The organism is Pseudoalteromonas sp. ASV78, assembly GCF_047806705.1.
Classification (GTDB): Bacteria; Pseudomonadota; Gammaproteobacteria; order Enterobacterales; family Alteromonadaceae; genus Pseudoalteromonas; species Pseudoalteromonas prydzensis_A.
The window spans coordinates 194,779-211,336 of the sequence record NZ_JBLOPA010000001.1; the positions used below are offsets into that span (position 1 = coordinate 194,779).

General features: G+C 41.9%; 18 protein-coding genes. 15 read left to right on the top strand and 3 right to left on the bottom strand.

Annotation, left to right across the window (positions count from 1 at the left end):
• Window positions 1–2 precede the first annotated feature (2 nt).
• Genes ACMVDV_RS00800 through ACMVDV_RS00815 form a run of 4 tightly spaced genes read left to right on the top strand, consistent with a single transcriptional unit; the run spans window position 3 to window position 2,512 of the window.
• Window positions 3–773 carry a ParA family protein gene (locus ACMVDV_RS00800; RefSeq protein ID WP_416156862.1) on the top strand — a complete coding sequence of 257 codons (771 nt, stop codon included), beginning with the start codon at window positions 3–5 and terminating at the stop codon, window positions 771–773.
• A 3-nt stretch (window positions 774–776) separates the two neighbouring features.
• Window positions 777–1,574, top strand: a complete 798-nt coding sequence (locus ACMVDV_RS00805) for a chemotaxis protein CheW (protein WP_304179334.1) — start codon at window positions 777–779, stop codon at window positions 1,572–1,574.
• Between the two features lie 19 nt (window positions 1,575–1,593).
• Window positions 1,594–2,091, top strand: a complete 498-nt coding sequence (locus tag ACMVDV_RS00810; RefSeq protein WP_064666556.1) for a chemotaxis protein CheW — start codon at window positions 1,594–1,596, stop codon at window positions 2,089–2,091.
• A gap of 16 nt (window positions 2,092–2,107) precedes the next feature.
• Window positions 2,108–2,512: a DUF2802 domain-containing protein gene (locus ACMVDV_RS00815; RefSeq protein ID WP_416156863.1), complete on the top strand. Its 405-nt coding sequence runs from the start codon at window positions 2,108–2,110 to the stop codon at window positions 2,510–2,512.
• A 14-nt stretch (window positions 2,513–2,526) separates the two neighbouring features.
• On the opposite strand, the gene ACMVDV_RS00820 is transcribed toward ACMVDV_RS00815, so the two are convergent.
• Window positions 2,527–2,835, bottom strand: a complete 309-nt coding sequence (locus ACMVDV_RS00820; RefSeq protein ID WP_416156864.1) for an EscU/YscU/HrcU family type III secretion system export apparatus switch protein — start codon at window positions 2,833–2,835, stop codon at window positions 2,527–2,529.
• 3 nt (window positions 2,836–2,838) lie between these two features.
• Window positions 2,839–5,451 carry a flagellar hook-length control protein FliK gene (locus ACMVDV_RS00825; RefSeq protein WP_416156865.1) on the bottom strand — a complete coding sequence of 871 codons (2,613 nt, stop codon included), beginning with the start codon at window positions 5,449–5,451 and terminating at the stop codon, window positions 2,839–2,841.
• A gap of 102 nt (window positions 5,452–5,553) precedes the next feature.
• Here ACMVDV_RS00825 and ccmA point away from each other — a divergent pair, with 102 nt between their 5' ends.
• The 10 genes from ccmA to ACMVDV_RS00875 are packed head-to-tail and all read left to right on the top strand — an operon-like array spanning window position 5,554 to window position 13,301.
• The gene (ccmA, locus tag ACMVDV_RS00830; protein WP_416156866.1) at window positions 5,554–6,174 is read left to right on the top strand and encodes a cytochrome c biogenesis heme-transporting ATPase CcmA; all 621 of its coding nucleotides are present in this window, start codon (window positions 5,554–5,556) and stop codon (window positions 6,172–6,174) included.
• Window positions 6,174–6,860: a heme exporter protein CcmB gene (gene ccmB / locus ACMVDV_RS00835; protein ID WP_304179325.1), complete on the top strand. Its 687-nt coding sequence runs from the start codon at window positions 6,174–6,176 to the stop codon at window positions 6,858–6,860. Before ccmA ends, ccmB begins: the two co-directional genes overlap by 1 nt.
• 1 nt (window position 6,861) lies before the next feature.
• Window positions 6,862–7,599, top strand: coding sequence for a heme ABC transporter permease (locus ACMVDV_RS00840; protein ID WP_304179323.1), 738 nt, complete (start codon window positions 6,862–6,864; stop codon window positions 7,597–7,599).
• 2 nt (window positions 7,600–7,601) lie between these two features.
• Window positions 7,602–7,805 (top strand): heme exporter protein CcmD, encoded by a 204-nt coding sequence (gene ccmD / locus ACMVDV_RS00845; RefSeq protein WP_304179321.1) that lies wholly within the window; start codon window positions 7,602–7,604, stop codon window positions 7,803–7,805.
• Window positions 7,802–8,281, top strand: coding sequence for a cytochrome c maturation protein CcmE (gene ccmE, locus ACMVDV_RS00850; protein WP_416156867.1), 480 nt, complete (start codon window positions 7,802–7,804; stop codon window positions 8,279–8,281). Before ccmD ends, ccmE begins: the two co-directional genes overlap by 4 nt.
• A gap of 1 nt (window position 8,282) precedes the next feature.
• Window positions 8,283–10,250: a heme lyase CcmF/NrfE family subunit gene (locus ACMVDV_RS00855; protein WP_416156868.1), complete on the top strand. Its 1,968-nt coding sequence runs from the start codon at window positions 8,283–8,285 to the stop codon at window positions 10,248–10,250.
• Window positions 10,247–10,819 (top strand): DsbE family thiol:disulfide interchange protein, encoded by a 573-nt coding sequence (locus ACMVDV_RS00860; RefSeq protein WP_416156869.1) that lies wholly within the window; start codon window positions 10,247–10,249, stop codon window positions 10,817–10,819. Before ACMVDV_RS00855 ends, ACMVDV_RS00860 begins: the two co-directional genes overlap by 4 nt.
• Window positions 10,816–11,277, top strand: coding sequence for a cytochrome c-type biogenesis protein CcmH (locus ACMVDV_RS00865; protein WP_304179313.1), 462 nt, complete (start codon window positions 10,816–10,818; stop codon window positions 11,275–11,277). The genes ACMVDV_RS00860 and ACMVDV_RS00865 overlap by 4 nt, the downstream gene beginning before the upstream one ends.
• Window positions 11,278–12,558, top strand: a complete 1,281-nt coding sequence (gene ccmI, locus ACMVDV_RS00870) for a c-type cytochrome biogenesis protein CcmI (RefSeq protein WP_416156870.1) — start codon at window positions 11,278–11,280, stop codon at window positions 12,556–12,558. It abuts the gene before it with no gap.
• Window positions 12,559–12,569: 11 nt separating this feature from the next.
• Window positions 12,570–13,301 (top strand): VacJ family lipoprotein, encoded by a 732-nt coding sequence (locus ACMVDV_RS00875; protein ID WP_304179309.1) that lies wholly within the window; start codon window positions 12,570–12,572, stop codon window positions 13,299–13,301.
• Between the two features lie 69 nt (window positions 13,302–13,370).
• Here the strand turns inward: ACMVDV_RS00875 and ACMVDV_RS00880 are convergent, their stop codons facing one another.
• A complete protein-coding gene (locus ACMVDV_RS00880) occupies window positions 13,371–14,594 on the bottom strand; it encodes an EAL and HDOD domain-containing protein (RefSeq protein ID WP_416156871.1) in 1,224 nt (407 codons plus the stop codon).
• A 389-nt stretch (window positions 14,595–14,983) separates the two neighbouring features.
• Here ACMVDV_RS00880 and putP point away from each other — a divergent pair, with 389 nt between their 5' ends.
• Window positions 14,984–16,498: a sodium/proline symporter PutP gene (gene putP / locus ACMVDV_RS00885; RefSeq protein ID WP_416156872.1), complete on the top strand. Its 1,515-nt coding sequence runs from the start codon at window positions 14,984–14,986 to the stop codon at window positions 16,496–16,498.
• The last annotated feature ends 60 nt before the right edge of the window (window positions 16,499–16,558 follow it).

A 16,558-nucleotide genomic window follows, 5' to 3' on the forward strand; every position in this document is an offset into this window, starting at 1 on the left:
ATGTGAAAATCTGGACGGTAGCGAATCAAAAAGGCGGAGTAGGGAAAACCACCACGGCTGTGAGTTTAGCTGGCATATTAGCGCTGCAAGGAAAGCGGGTATTACTGATTGATACTGATCCCCATGCATCTTTAACCTATTACTTTGGCATTGACTCTGAAGATTTAGAAGTCAGTGTATATGATGTATTTGCCCGTGGTAGCGCGATGGCCAGTGAAGAGATTTTACAAGCGCTTTGCCCATCAAATATTGATAATTTAGACATTTTGCCTGCTACCATGGCGATAGCCACCCTTGATCGCAGTATGGGTAATAAAACGGGGATGGGGCTGATTTTAAAAAAAGCGCTAACAAAAATCAGTGAACATTATGATTATGCGATATTAGATTGTCCGCCAGTGCTGGGTGTTTTAATGGTGAATGCGTTGGCTGCCAGTGAACGGATTTTAGTGCCGGTGCAAACGGAGTTTCTAGCGCTAAAAGGGCTGGACCGCATGATGCGAACCATGGAATTAATGCAAAGCTCGCAATCAAAGCAGTATCAATATACCATTATCCCGACAATGTATGATAAGCGCACCAATGCATCCCTCGAGGCATATAAAACATTACAGCAGAGCTACCAAGAAAAGGTTTGGCCAGGGGTAATACCTGTAGATACGAAGTTTCGTGATGCAAGTTTAGCCCAGCAAGTACCGGTTCAGTATTGTCCACGCTCAAGAGGTGTTTATGCTTATCGTGCATTACTCGATTATTTAATTGAACAAGGTTAATGAATGAGTAAGCAATTATTTGCTAATGAAAAAGTAATGACCCAGTACTTGGGGGCTTTACTGTGCGAAGAAGAAAAGTCGACGGACTTAGAACCGGTTGCAAAATTACTCGAACAAGTTTCATCGACAGACACTAGCAATAAAATGCCAGCGAAAGCGTCGCAGCAAACGATTGTGCAACCAGGTGCACTGGATGAGCCAAAACCAAGTGCTGAAGAAGAAATACCGCCACAAATTACACCATCCCTTGAGAAACCGCAGATCCAAGCTAATATCAATGATATAGCTAAAGTTAATAGACAACTTGATGTCGTTGAAGCGAAAACGCCAGTACAACGTCAAGAGGATTACTTTGATGGCGAATTTCAAGCATTATTTTTTGAAGTAGCGGGGCTGACCCTTGCAGTACCCCTCAAGGCGCTTGGGGGCATTCATCAATTAGGTGAAGTAAACCAACTGTTTGGTAAACCTAAATGGTTTAAAGGGGTTATGCTCAATCGTGAAGAAAACCTGAATGTGGTTGATACCGCTCGTTGGGTGATGCCAGAAAAGTATACCCAAGAGTTAGAAGACAAATTAAACTACCAATATTTGATCACCTTAGGTGATAGCCAATGGGGATTGTTGGCAGAAAAGCTAGTAAATAACATCACACTACGCAGTGAGGATGTGAAATGGCGAGCTAAAAGTGGTAAACGGCCTTGGCTTGCAGGTGTAATTAAAGAAAAAATGTGTGCCTTAATTGATGTACAAAGCTTAAATCAATTATTAGAGCAAGGCTTAGATAGCCGCGAGCAGTAACGATATTCGGAGTACTAACATGAGTGAACAAAGATTATTATCAACCAGTAAAAATACCGACGGCAATGATGAAGTATTGCAATGGGTCACTTTTAAGCTGGAATCAGAAACCTATGGCGTAAATGTAATGCAAGTCCAAGAGATTTTGCGTTACACAGAAATTGCGCCAGTACCTGGCGCGCCAAGCTATGTATTAGGGATCATTAACCTACGTGGTAACGTTGTAACCGTTATTGATACCCGCGCACGATTTGGTTTAATGTCGGCTGAGGCAACGGATAATTCACGGGTTTTGATCATCGAAGCAGAAGAGCAAGTTATTGGTATTCTCGCTGACAGTGTCGCTGAAGTGGTTTATTTACGCAGCTCAGAAATCGACAGCGCACCAAACATTGGCACAGAAGAAAGTGCTAAGTTTATCCAAGGTGTAAGTAATCGCGATGGCGAATTATTGATTTTAGTTGATTTAAACAAATTGCTAAATGATGAAGAGTGGGACGAGCTGAGCGGTTTATAACGCTTACGGAAGAACTATGTTGGTATACTCGTTGCTTGGCGTCTCATTGTTACTTGTTATAGTATGTTTGGGGCTAATTTTTATCAATAATAATAAACACGTTGCAGCGTTAAAAAGTCGAACGCTGCAACTGCAAGAAGCACAACAACAGCTGAGTATTTTACGCAGTGAAGTGGCTGAAATGCGTACCGGTATGCTAAGTATTGGCAAGCGGTTAGTTGCTGTGGAGCAGCGTAATCAGGAATTAGCGCAATTACAAGATGCGCAAAAGTATGATGATCCTGATGCGAAAATTTACTCTCGTGCAGTCAAAATGGTTGAGTTAGGCGCGGATCTCGAAGAGATCATTCGTGAATGCGAGCTGCCTCGCGCCGAAGCTGAATTATTAATGTCGTTACATCAGCAAAAGGGCGCTAGTTAGCGCCTTTTTGCTGCTTAAGCCTTAATATTTAACTTACCTTGAAAGTCTTGCCAGCCTGGTGGAAACTTTCCCCGTAGTACATACGAAAAAGCAATCAACTCGGCAATCACATAATACAATTCTTTGGGGATCTCCTCACCGAGTTCTAAATGCGATAATGTTTTTGCCAAGGCTTCATCTTTGTGGATCAAAATGCCTTTTTCTTCCGCGGCTTTAATAATTTCTTCCGCCAGCTCGCCAAATCCTTTACTGGCTACTGTTGGTGCGCGGCCTGCTGCATAGAGTAAGCCAATTGCAGATTTATGTTGAGAACTTTCACTCATAGTCTAAACCTTTATATTAATAATGGCATGGGATTGGTAAAATGCTTGGTGTTGTGGCGCGCCTTGACTAAGTGCCAGTTCGCCGACCTGCAAACCGTGAGCAGTGAGTTTATGGCGCAGGCTTTCAAGGTGAGGATGCGCCATTGCTGTAACCTCTTGGCTTGATGCAAGTAATTGGCAATCGAGTGCCTTATCCATTAACTCTGCGGTGATCTGCAACTGACCCAGCTCGGCATAATCAAAATTAAGCCGGACAAACCAAACATTTTTTCCTTCGAGTTGATCTTTACTGGGTTTTTTATATTGTCCTAATGATATTTCGGTTTGTGCAGTGTCCGGTGGCAGTCGCATCGGTAATAAAAACTGTACCAACGGATTTGTATCCGACTGCTGATTGAGAGGGGTACTATTAACTTGGCTGATTGCCGTTTTTATTTGGCTCAGCTCCGCGGCCAATGCTTGTGATTGTGGTTGCAGTAATTGCTCTTGGAGTTTTTGCGGATTAGTCGCTTTAAAGTTTGGTACTAATACTTGCAGTAGAGCATCGAGTGAACTTTGACTGTTAAAATTTAAGGCACTGATATTCGCTAAGCTTGGGGTGGCTAAAATACCCACCGCTAAGTGTTCAAGGGATTGGCTAAAACTATTTTGCAGCGCACTTGGGGTTAAGCTTTCAGGGCGCAAAACGCTGAGTATTTCTCGTTGAATGGTTAACGGTTGCAGCGATTGACTATCAATCATCCGGCTAAAAGCATGATTAACTAATCGATTCAAATCAACATTATCACTGACTTTAGTATTGATAAATTTATCGATTTGCGCCGCGACTTGCTGCCTATCACGGGCCGTGGTGGTGTTAAAATTAGGTAATGGTTTTTCGAGAGGAGTTTTTAATAGCGACGCCAGCAATTTGGCTTCTAGTGGCAAGCTTAACTGACTGATTGGTAAACCTGTTGTAAGCGGCCCTTTTAACTGCGTGGGTAGTGAAAGTGTTGCGAGTTGCTCTGTTTTGTTAGTACTCACTTTAGCTGTGGTTGCAAGCAGTGGTGGTTGCACGTCATTTTTTTGGATGCTTTGACCTGCAACAGCGTTTTTTACTGTTTTTGCGAGAGCTTCGCCGTGGTTAGTTGCCGTGCCAATAGGTTTACTGTCACTGCTTGGGTTTAAGCTGGATAGTAAAGGGCCAGCTTGTTGCTGTTTTTGTGGTGATGTAACAGCAATATTTTGTGAATTAACTGCCGATGTAGCCTTAGTTTGCTCAGTCGTTGCTGGTATATTTTTATGTACTGGTTCAGTCAGTGCCGTTTTATTTGGCTGTAGTGGGGCGGCTACTGCCATGGGTAATTGTATTGCTTGTGTAATGCTGGCTAAGCCCGCTTTTAATTGCTGGAATATCTGCACCAATGGGGGGGCTTGATGAAAGTTTTTAGGTAATGATGTCGCTTGACTTATATCTGCTTGCAATGGCTGGGGATGGTTAACTGCCAGTGCCGCAAGGTTTATTCGCGTTAACGATTTTGGCAACAAGGTTTGCTCTGTTTGTGGCGCCTGTGTTAGCTGCTGGGTTGAGGTCGCCATACTAGGTTTAGCGCTGCTTGGGCTAAGCTGACTAAATGGTTTACTTTCAAAATAGCGTACTGCATCGTTGATACGGGTTTTTAAATCGGCAAAACTGTGCTGTAGCCACGAGCTGATCGGACTGCTACTGACTAGTGATGGGCTGGCTGGCGTTGTAGGAAAATTTGTCGGTGTTGATAGTTGGCTTTTCTGTACCAGTGCCTGAAAAGTGTGGGTTAATGAATTTTTTAGCAACAAAGCTATTTTAGGTTGTTGTGTTTTGATTATAAGTTGTTCATTAACAGCGATGAGTTGTACTTTTTGCGTCACTGTATTGGCTTGGTGTTGGCTGTGAAGTTGGTTATCGCTGGGCGGCACAGTCAGTTTGAGATTACCGTTATAATTATTAAAACTCAGGGTTATCGTGTTTTTATCTAACTGAAGTTGCCCTTGCGGTACCAGCTTAGTTAACCAAACCGCAAGTTTTGCTTGGCTGATTGGTTGTTGGTGCAAAGTATCAGCAAAACGGTTAACTATACTCAAGGTAAAATTGCGACTGTTTGGGGTGATAATGGCTTTCAGCCCTGTTTCATTATGTAATAGTTGTGCGAGTTCTTTATTAACAGGAATACTGGCATCTAATTGGTTTAATAGTAATTTTGCAGCAGGCTGTAAAATAATTTGTAATGACAATGGCTTATTGTTGAGTTGATCACCGCTGTTGATAAAATTTAAAATGCTTTGTAATTGCTTTGTTTGATGCAGACTTATTGCTGTTTGTGTTGGCAAAATAGTCAGTTGCTTACCATCATGACTAAGTTGAATATCGGCACTGGCAATTCTTGCTGGGGTACTTTGCGACTCAGTGGTAGCTAAGCGTAATGTTTGCCAATGTTTGTCAACGTACACTTCCAGCTGCACTGAGCCTTTAGCAAATACAATATTTTTGGCACTGAGCGTTTGTTCGCTCAGGACTGGTATTTGCTGTCCTGCGCCATTGTGCGACGAATGACTGACAGAAAGCGAATTGGCTAATGTTATCTGTGTAGGTTTATTCATTATTTTACATCAAGTTTTCATTAATCGGTGTAAAGCATTATTCGTATTACCCTATCATTATGCTAGACTAACGCCTAATTTTGGGTATAGAGAATCATCATCTTGTTACACATTAAGTCCGTCACCTGCATCAAGCAAGACCGTTGTTTGTTTGCGGATCTTAATTTCCGCTTGAAATCAGGTCAAATCATGCAATTAGCAGGCCCAAACGGGGCTGGTAAAACATCATTATTGCGTATAATTGCGGGTTTTTCTGCGCCTGATGAAGGGCAAGTGATGTGGCATGGTGAATCGATTGTAAAAAATTATGATGAGTTTGCCCGTGAGTTATTGTTTATCGGTCATAAAACCGGCGTAAATAACCAACTGAGTGCGATTGAAAATCTACGCTTTTGGTTGCAAATACAAGGTTATAACACCGCTCAAGACTTGTATCCGTTACTGGCTAAAATTGGTTTAGTCGGCCTTGAAGATGTGCCAGTGCGTACTTTATCAGCAGGGCAACAGCGCCGTGTTGCATTGATTCGACTGTGGCTTAATGATGCGAAGTTATGGGTACTTGATGAACCTTTTACAGCGCTAGATAAAGCCGGTGTTGCGTTTTTACAACAACGATTTTTAACTCACCTTGAGCAAGGTGGGGCGATTTTATTAACCACCCATCAAGACTTAACTACCCACTTTGCACAGTTACAAACCGTGACGCTGGAGTACCGACACTGATGTTACGCCAACATTCATATTGGCAGCTGTTTAGTGCCGTTTGTAAAAAAGACTTACAGTTGGCCTTTCGCCAGCGTGCTGAAATTGTTAATCCCATTTTGTTCTTTTTGATTGTTATTACTTTATTCCCGCTAGCTATTGGCCCTGAACCGGGTCTTCTTGCACGTATGGCGCCGGGCATTATTTGGGTCGCTGCATTACTATCAACCATGTTAGGGTTAGATAAGTTATTTCGTGATGATTTTAATGATGGTAGTTTAGAGCAATTAATTGCTTCATCATATCCGTTACCGCTAACAGTACTTGGCAAAGTTGTCGCCCATTGGTTGATTACTGGCTTACCTCTGGTGTTAATGACACCGCTGTTTGCACTGTTGCTAAACCTAGACAATCAAGCGTTAATAGCGACTGTGCTTACTTTATTGTTAGGTACACCATTACTTAGTTTTATCGGCGCCATTGGCGCTGGGCTTACCGTGGGGTTACAAAAAGGGGGCATTTTGATGAGTTTACTCGTATTACCTCTGTATATCCCAGTGTTAATTTTTGCAACGTCCGCTATTGATACCAGCACTATGTCGCTGGATTATAGTGGTCAGCTTGCTATTCTTGGTGCGATGCTCGTCATTGCTATTATCAGCGCACCAATCGCCATATCGTCAGCATTGAAAGTGAGTGTAAGTTAATATGTGGAAGTGGTTACATCCCTACGCTAAAGCAGATCGTGCATATCAATTATGTAATACGTTACTGCCCTATTTTGCCGTGATAACGGTTGTCTGTATGCTCGTTGGTTGGGTCTGGGGGTTAGCCTATGCGCCTGCCGACTATCAGCAAAAAGACAGTTATCGTATCATTTTTATTCATGTCCCTTCAGCGATCCTATCGATGGGGGCTTATTCATCGATGGCGATTGCGGCAGTGATCGCTTTAGTATGGCAACTTCGTAATGCTGAATTGGCAGTGATTGCTATTGCACCTGTTGGTGCTTGCGTGACAGCCATCGCATTAATTACCGGCGCTGCATGGGGCAAACCTATGTGGGGGGCATGGTGGGTGTGGGATGCACGGCTTACCTCTGAGCTCATTCTATTATTTTTATATTTAGGTGTGTTGTCTTTATACCATGCCTTTGAAGATAAAAAAGCAGCGGGTCGTGCAGCAGCTATTTTGGCGATTGTCGGGGTTATTAATCTGCCAATTATCCATTTTTCGGTTGAGTGGTGGAACACCCTGCATCAAGGTGCCACTATTACTAAGTTTGACACGAAAGCCATTGATTCAAGTATGTTTTGGCCATTAATGGTAAATATAGTCGCCTTTGCTGGTTTTGTTGGCACGGTGACGTTGATGCGTCTTAAAAATGAAATTTTACAACGTGAGAAGCACCGCCCTTGGGTGCGTCAGTTGTTAAATAGGGGCTAGTTATGCAGTTTGATTCTTTTTCTGATTTTATTGCCATGGGCGGCTACGGTTTTTATGTATGGCTCTCTTTTGGTACATGTGCATTGATTTTGTTAGGTATTTTAGTTAGTTCTTTAAATGATACCAAGCGCATTATGGCTTCTGTGCAGCAACAAGCTGAACGAGAAGCGCGTATTCAGCAGGCTAAGCAGGAGCAACAACTATGAATCCAAGACGCAAAAAACGTCTGTTAGCTGTAGCAGCCATTGTATTTGGTGTTGGGGCTGCAATTGGTTTAGTGCTGTATGCGCTGCAAGAGAACATTAATTTATTTTATACCCCGAGTGAATTAATCGAAGGTAAAGGCCCAGCTAAAGAAAAACCACATATTGGTCAAAAATTACGTATTGGTGGCATGGTGGTTCCAGGCTCTGTGATCAGAGATGAAACCAGCTTACAAGTCAGCTTTAAATTAATTGATACAGGCCCTTTAGTCACGATTAAATACCAAGGTATTTTGCCGGATTTATTTCGTGAGGGACAAGGGATTGTGGCGCAAGGGGTGTTGGTTGAACCGAATGTAATTGAAGCGTTTGAAGTATTGGCAAAGCATGATGAAGAATACATGCCAGCTGAAGTTGCTGAAGCGGTAAAGGGGATCAAACATGAGAAACCTAAATATAACTTAGAAAGTGGCAATTAAGATGATCCCAGAAATCGGTTATTTTTCCCTAACACTGGCCATGGTGCTGAGTGTTTTATTGTGTATTTTTCCTTTATGGGGCGCATATACTGGTAATTTACGACTAATGCGTGCAGCGCCTTCATTAGCCGTTGGCCAATTTGTATTTGTGCTGTTGGCATTCGCAGCCCTTATTTACGCAAGTTTAACTGATGACTTTACAGTCGCATACGTGGCGTATCATTCCAGCAGTACCTTGCCTTGGTATTATAAAATCACTTCAACTTGGGGCGGCCATGAAGGCGCTATTTTGTTATGGTTAGTGATGCAAGCAGGTTGGACTGCAGTCGTTGCGGTGCGTTCTAATTCATTACCTTGGATATTGCGAGCGCGTGTACTGGGCGTGTTAGGCTTTTTAGGGGTTGGCTTTATGCTTTATACCCTGTGGATGTCGAACCCGTTTGAATTATTGTTGCCGTATTTTCCTGTTGAAGGTCGCGACCTTAACCCGTTATTGCAAGACCCTGGCATGATCATTCATCCACCTTTGCTGTATATGGGCTATGTGGGACTATCAGTGTCGTTCTCGTTTGCTATTGCAGCGTTATTAACCGGTAAGCTCGATAATACCTGGGCTAAATGGTCGCGCCCGTGGACCATGACGGCATGGGGCTTTTTAACCTTAGGCATTACAATTGGTAGCTGGTGGGCTTATTCTGAGCTTGGCTGGGGCGGTTGGTGGTTTTGGGATCCAGTTGAAAACGCCTCGTTAATGCCTTGGCTAGTGGCAACGGCATTATTGCACTCATTGTCGGTAACTGAAAAACGCGGAGTGTTTAAATCATGGACAGTACTACTTGCTATCGCAGCGTTTTCATTGAGTTTACTGGGCACATTTATTGTTCGCTCTGGCATTATCGTGTCTGTACATGCCTTTGCAACCGACCCTGATCGCGGGCTATTTATCTTAGCGTTTTTAGCGATCGTCGTCGGTGGCGCATTAACGTTATACGCCTTTAGAGTATCGCAAGTGCGCAGTGAAGGGCGTTATAAGCTGGTATCACGTGAAGTGGCATTATGGCTCAATAATATATTTTTAGTGGTGGCTACTTTTATTGTGTTACTGGGTACTTTATTACCTATGGTGCATAAAGAAATGGGCTTAGGCAGCATTTCAATTGGCGAACCGTTTTTTAATAAAATGTTTGCCATTCTTTTGGTACCGTTTGCCATTCTAATGGGCATAGGGCCTTTGCTACGTTGGAAGCAAAATAAGTGGTCTTTTTTGCAAAATAAATTACTTACTGCTGCGCTAATAAGCATTGTTATAACAGCTGCTTGGTTGTATTCAAGCTATGCCGTTGTTGCACCTTTAACGTTATTGGCAACCACACTTGCGGTATGGATTGTGGTGACTACCGGTGTTGACTTGTATGTTAAAGCAACCGTACAAACTCATTTTAGCCAAGGCCTTAAAAGACTAGCGCTTAGTTATTGGGCAATGGTGTTAGGTCATGTTGGTATCGCTTTTGTTATTGCGGGTGTTACGTTAACCTCGGCGTATTCTGTTGAGCGTGATGTCTCAATGAAACCGGGCGAGATCGTAGAGTTAAATCAATACCAGTATCGTTTTGAAGGGGTGAATACTATTCGTGGGGCAAACTACAGTGGCCATGCGGGAGAAGTGAGTGTCCTGAAAAATGATAAGCTAGTTACCGTATTGCATGCTGAAAAGCGCCGCTATGATATTGGTATGCAATTTATGACTGAAGCGGCAATTGATGCTGGTTTTAGCCGCGATTTATATTTGGCGTTGGGTGAGCAGTTAAGTAACGGTGGTTGGTCACTGCGAATTTATCATAAACCCTATGTACGTTGGATGTGGATTGGTGGTGTGTTGATTTCACTCGCTGGCTTTATGATTTTGGGTGTTCGACGCTATCGCACGAGCAAAAAGAAGTCTGATAAATCAGAGGAGCAGTTAGTATGAATCGCAAATTATTAGCGCTGATACCGCTGCTAGCATTTGCTTTAGTATGTGTGTTTTTATTCCAAGGTTTGTTTTCTAATCCTCGAGAACTGCAAACTGGCCGTTTAGGTCAGCCAATGCCGGCTTTTGATTTACCTGATTTAATGCAGGACTCAAAGCGTTGGCAGGATAGCCAATTAAAAGGCGATGTCTATTTACTTAATGTGTGGGGCACTTGGTGTCCTACTTGTTTAGCTGAATTAGATTATTTAACCCAACTGCGTGAGCAAGGCGTTAAAATTATCGGGCTTTACTATGTACAAAGTTATGATGCCGATTTTGATGGTGAATTTGATTTGCCAGCGCTGCGTGAAGAAGTTAAGTCAATGCTAAGTCGGGCCGGTGATCCGTATCAGTTTAATATTCTTGATTTACACCGCACTTTATCCCTTGATCTAGGTGTGTCGGGTGCGCCGGAGACTTTTTTAGTGGACAGTAAAGGCACTATCTTATTACATCATACTGGCGATATAAACCCGCGAGTCTGGCGTGCTAAATTTGCGCCCTTAATGCAGGAGTTACAGCCATGAAATATTTTTTAGTTGTATTGATCATGCTTATCAGTGGCATTGCTATGGCTGAGCAAGACCGTTATCAGTTTGATAACAATGAACAAGCACAACGCTTTTCAGAGTTGACCAAAGAATTACGTTGTCCTAAATGTCAGAATCAAAATATTGCCGATTCAGATGCCGTGGTTGCTAAAGATCTTCGCGAAAAAGTATTAGCTTTAGTGAAAGAGGGCAAATCGAAAGACGATGTGATTGCATATATGATTGACCGTTATGGTTATTTTGTTCATTACGACCCTCCTGTTACACCAGCAACATTGGTGTTGTGGGTCTTACCGATATTGATTGTGGTATTTGGTTTTGGGTTTATTATTTTTCGGCAGCGAAAGGCCGCGGTTAAACAAACATGGAGTGAGCAAGACGAAGCGCAATTAGCCAAGCTCATTGCGCAAAATGAACGTCAGGAGCAGATTTAAATGATACTAATGTGGGTTGCTTTTGTATTATTAACCTTATTAGCTGTGGCGTTTGTTGCTCTGCCTTTTTTGAGTAAAGAGCGCGTACAAAGCCTTACTTACAATGCTAACTCAGAGCTTATTGCTATTTTTCATCAGCGTCTTGGTGAGTTGGCGAACGATTTGTCAGAGCAACGTATCGATCAAGTAAACCATGATGAATCAGTGGTTGAACTTAAACGCCGTTTACTTAATGAGTTATCACCTGAAAAGTCGCTAATGAGTAAAGGTAACAACCGTATCTTTGCATTAACAGGTAGTGCCTTTTTGGTGGCGTTTACAATTATATTTTATACTGCGACGGGCTCTCAGCAACAATTGCAGAATTGGCACAGTGCGATGGATAATTTACCTGCCTACGGTGAGCGAGCTGTAATGCAACAAGGTGAGCCTCTAAGCCAAAATGAATTGCAGGCATTTGCGTTAGGGTTACGTACTAAACTTGCCCAAAGTGGCGATGATCAAGTGGCCTGGATGTTACTTGGCCGGGTTGCTATGTCACTGAACGAATACGATATGGCGCAACAGTCATTTGATAAAGTGCTGCGTCTGGATCCTGATAATATGCCTGTGCTGATCAGTTATAGCCAAGTGTTATTGCTTGAGGGCAGCGATGCTAATATGACCCGCGCTGCGGGTATGCTCTCTAAAGTGCTTAAAGACGATCCAACTAACCTTGATGCTATTTCATTGTTGGCGTTAATTGCTTATGAACGTCATGATTGGTTACAAGCAAAAGCCGCTTTTGAAGTACTGTTAAATAGTATGGATAAGCAAGACTCACGTTATAGCATGATTGCTCAGCGGATTACTGAAATTGAAGAAAATATTACTGCTGGAAATACACAGCAACAAGTTCAGCAGGGCAGTGACGAAGATAATAACGTAGCCCAAACGAGTACTATTAAAGTCACAGTTGATCTTGCGCAACAGCTTGTAGACAAGCTGCCAACGCAAGGCACCTTATTTGTATTTGCTAAGGCTGCCAATGGCCCGCCAATGCCATTAGCTGTGGTTAAGTTGACAGATTATCGTTTTCCAATTGAAGTGCAGTTAAGTGATAGTAATGCCATGGTTGCCGGATTAACGCTTTCAAGTGTTGAGCAAATAATTTTAACCGCGCGTATTTCAAAAGATGCCTCGGTGATGCCTGCAACGGGTGAGTTAGAAGGGCATTCTGAAGTCTTAGAGCGCAGCCAAACTCAGGCTTATGATTTACTTATCAATGAATTAATACCTTAAAAGGATCAAAGATGTTAAGACAGAGTTTAGTTTTATTGGCATTACTTGTACTTGCAGGATGCGCGCAAGTTCCTGATGAAAAAGTAGATGAGCGGGACCCACTACAATCATTTAACCGGCCAATGTACGATTTTAATATGGATGTGCTGGATGCTTATGTGCTGCGTCCTGTTGCCGTTGGTTATGTAGCCGTCACGCCAACTCCGGTGCGTCGCAGTGTTGTTAACTTTACCGATAACATTAGTGCGCCAACCGATGTCATCAATGCCAGCTTACAAGGTAAGGCTGGTAATGCAGGAATTAGTGTTGCGCGGTTTTTAGTTAATTCAACGGTCGGTATTTTTGGCTTGTTTGATGTGGCTACATCACTTGGTTTAAATATTGTCGATGAAGATTTTGGGCAAACGCTCGGTGTGTGGGGAATTGGCGATGGTGCTTATTTAATGCTACCCGGCATGGGCCCTTCAACAGCACGTAATCTAACCGGTGATGTGGTTGATAATTTTGTGCTACCGGAGATAGCCTTAACAACGCCACAAACTGTGCTGGTGTTTGTGCTGAAAGCCGTTGAGGCACGTGCTTCATTAATTCCACAAGAAAGCTTATTAAATGAATCGCTTGATCCGTATATTTTTATGAAAGATATTTACTTTCAACGTCAACTCTATGAACTACATGACGGTAATCCACCGATCGAAGAAGAACCTGAAGACTTCGATGAAGACTTTTTAGAAAGCCTTTAGTGTGCAGTTTAAAATACATAAAAATGCCAGCATCTAAGCTGGCATTTTTATTTTCAACGCAAAGCGAGATTATCCACCGAGTACTTTCATTTGCTCATTCGCCCAATGTACAGCGTCATGGTAGGCATCTGGCACTTTTTCAGCCGCTAAGCCTAACTCACCTTGAATCGCATTCGCGCCTTGCCAGTTAGCTTGCTCATACTGTTTTACCAATCGCAGATACTGTGCCAGCAAGCCCTCATCATTTAATAAAGCTAATTTGATGTCATTCGATAATGGCAGTTTTTTCATTACACTGGCCATATCTTCATCTAATATGGCATCCATTAATGACATCATACCGGTTAAAAAAGCCATCCCAGTATCTTTGAGTTTACTGTGGTTTATAGCCAGTAGCTCAGTAAAGCGCGCTCTGGTTAACGAAAGCCGTATTAATTCTGCAGGCTTATCACCAGCTACTTGAGCTGCAAACAATAACGACAAAAACTTTTTGATCTCTTGCGCACCTAACACAATGAGTGCTTGTTTGATGGTGCTGATCTCTGCTCTGCGCTTAAATGCCGCTGAATTACTATAACGTAATAATTTATAGGAAAGATTTACATCTCGCTCAAATACGTCGGTAATTTTCTTTAAATTAACCTCGACAGCAGAGGTTTCATAAAGCAGTTCAGCCAATGCGATTTCCGATGGCGGCAAGGTTTTACTTTGCACCATTTCTGGTTTGGAAAAGAAAAACCCTTGAAAGTAAGCAAAGCCAAGCTCTAATGCTAATTGGTACTTTTCATAGGTTTCTACTTTTTCAGCTAATAACTTTATATGCGGATAAGGCTTAACTTCTTCGATTATGGTATGAATAGTGTCCAGTTCGCAATTGAGAAAATCTATTTTTATAATATCAATAAAGGGATAAAAATGACGCCACACAGGTTGATGGATGTAATCATCCAACGCCAATGTGTAGCCTTTTTCTTTTAACTCTTTGACTATTGCTAGTAAGCGTTTCCCCGGTTGAATGGTTTCGAGTATTTCTACAACAATCTGATCTTTACCCAGTAGTGTTGGGTAGCCTTTTTGTAACGTTTCCAGCGTAAAGTTGATATACGCTGGTTTATTATCGGTGAGATCTTCTAAACCAAAATTAAATTGGCTGCCTTCAATCAACCGAGTTGTTGCCTCATCGCCATCAATATCTGGGAACACATTATCAACGCCGTCACGAAAGAGTAACTCATAACCTACAAGTTCTTTGTTTCGATCTAAAATTGGTTGGCGTGCAGCATAAAAATACATAAAAAATGGATCCACATCAGTTAAACGAGTACTTGGGCAATATAAGGTAAAACAGCATAAATAGCATTAATTATATTTACAATATAAATACTAAAGTATTGATTATTTAAGAAATCATTGATCTAATCCTAGGGTAATTAAGCATTAATTACCATATTCCATTGGTAAATTGTTATTTAACTCGTAAAAACAACTTTACCTCATACGGTTGCATGGTTATCGCAGTAATTGGAGTTATTCACCCTTAGCATGCTATAGTCAACTTCTAGGATGGTTTTTACACCAATAATGACTTTGTATCATATTGATTTAATACTGATTTGTGAGTCATTATTAGGATTAAAAGCCAGGTTTTAACTTCAGAGTTGGAGGCGAATTTGGAAACTGGAATGATTATTTCTTTAGCTGCGTATTTTATCGTAATGCTAGGTATTGGCTTATATGCATATAAGCAGTCTACCGCCGACGTATCTGGTTATATGTTGGGTGGAAGAAGTTTATCTCCAGCAGTAGCGGCTTTATCTGCCGGCGCATCGGACATGAGTGGTTGGCTACTGATGGGTTTACCCGGTGCAATGTATCTATTTGGTTTAAGTAAAGTATGGATTGCAATTGGTTTGGTACTGGGGGCTTGGGCAAACTACTTTTTAGTCGCACCACGCTTGCGTGTGTATACTGAAAAAGCAAATGATTCGATTACTATCCCTGATTACTTTGCTAACCGTTTTGCTGATAATAAAAATATATTACGTGTTATCTCGGCAATTGTAATTATTGTTTTCTTTACACTTTATACCTCATCGGGGGTTGTTGCCGGTGGTAAATTATTCGAAAATTCATTTCAAATGAGTTATGAAACAGGGTTATACGTTACCACGGGTGTGGTGGTACTTTATACCTTGTTTGGTGGCTTTTTAGCCGTTAGTTTGACTGACTTTGTGCAAGGTTGCATTATGTTTATTTCCTTGCTAGCGGTTCCTGTAGCAACTTACATGATGTTAGATCAGCCGGTGATGGATACATTAGCCAACGCACGTTATGATTTATTATTGAGTTCACCCAAAGAGACTGAGATCCACGCACTTAATATGCTCGATTGGTTTGCTGGTGGTTCTACCATCGCGATTATTTCTGCAATGGCATGGGGCTTAGGTTATTTCGGTCAACCGCATATTATCGTTCGTTTTATGTCAGTTCGATCTGTTAAAGATATGCCAACCATGCGCCGTATTGGTATGTCGTGGATGACGCTTTCGGCAATTGGTGCGGTGTTAACTGGATTATTTGGTGCCGCTTATATGATTGAAAACCAAATGCTAATTGACGATAAAGAAACAATCTTTTTAGTGTTATCTGAACTGATATTCCACCCGTTAATTGCTGGTTTTTTACTTGCTGCAATTTTAGCGGCGATCATGAGTACTATTTCGTCGCAGCTATTAGTATGCTCAAGCTCACTAACTGAAGATTTTTATAAGATTTATCTAAACCGCAGTGCTTCACAAACTGAATTGGTTTTAGTGGGTCGAATTAGTGTGTTACTAGTGGCATTATTTGCTATTTACTTGGCTTATGATCGCGATAGTTCGATTTTAGATTTAGTCAGTAATGCTTGGGCTGGTTTTGGTGCTGCATTCGGCCCATTAGTATTGCTAAGCTTATATTGGAAGCGAATGAACCTACAAGGTGCGATAAGTGGCATGGTTGTCGGTGCTGGCACAGTGTTGGTGTGGATCTATGCGCCAATAACCATTAATGGTGAGAGCCTTAGCAGTATCATCTATGAAATTATACCGGGCTTTATTTTATCAAGTATTGCGATTGTAGTGGTGAGCTTATCAACACCGCCTCCAAGCAAAGAGATCACGCAGTTATTTGATGAAGTAGAGGGCTCGCTGGCCTAATAATAACCAGACCAACAAAAAAGGAGCTTTTTATAAGCTCCTTTTTATTTGTTAACTTGT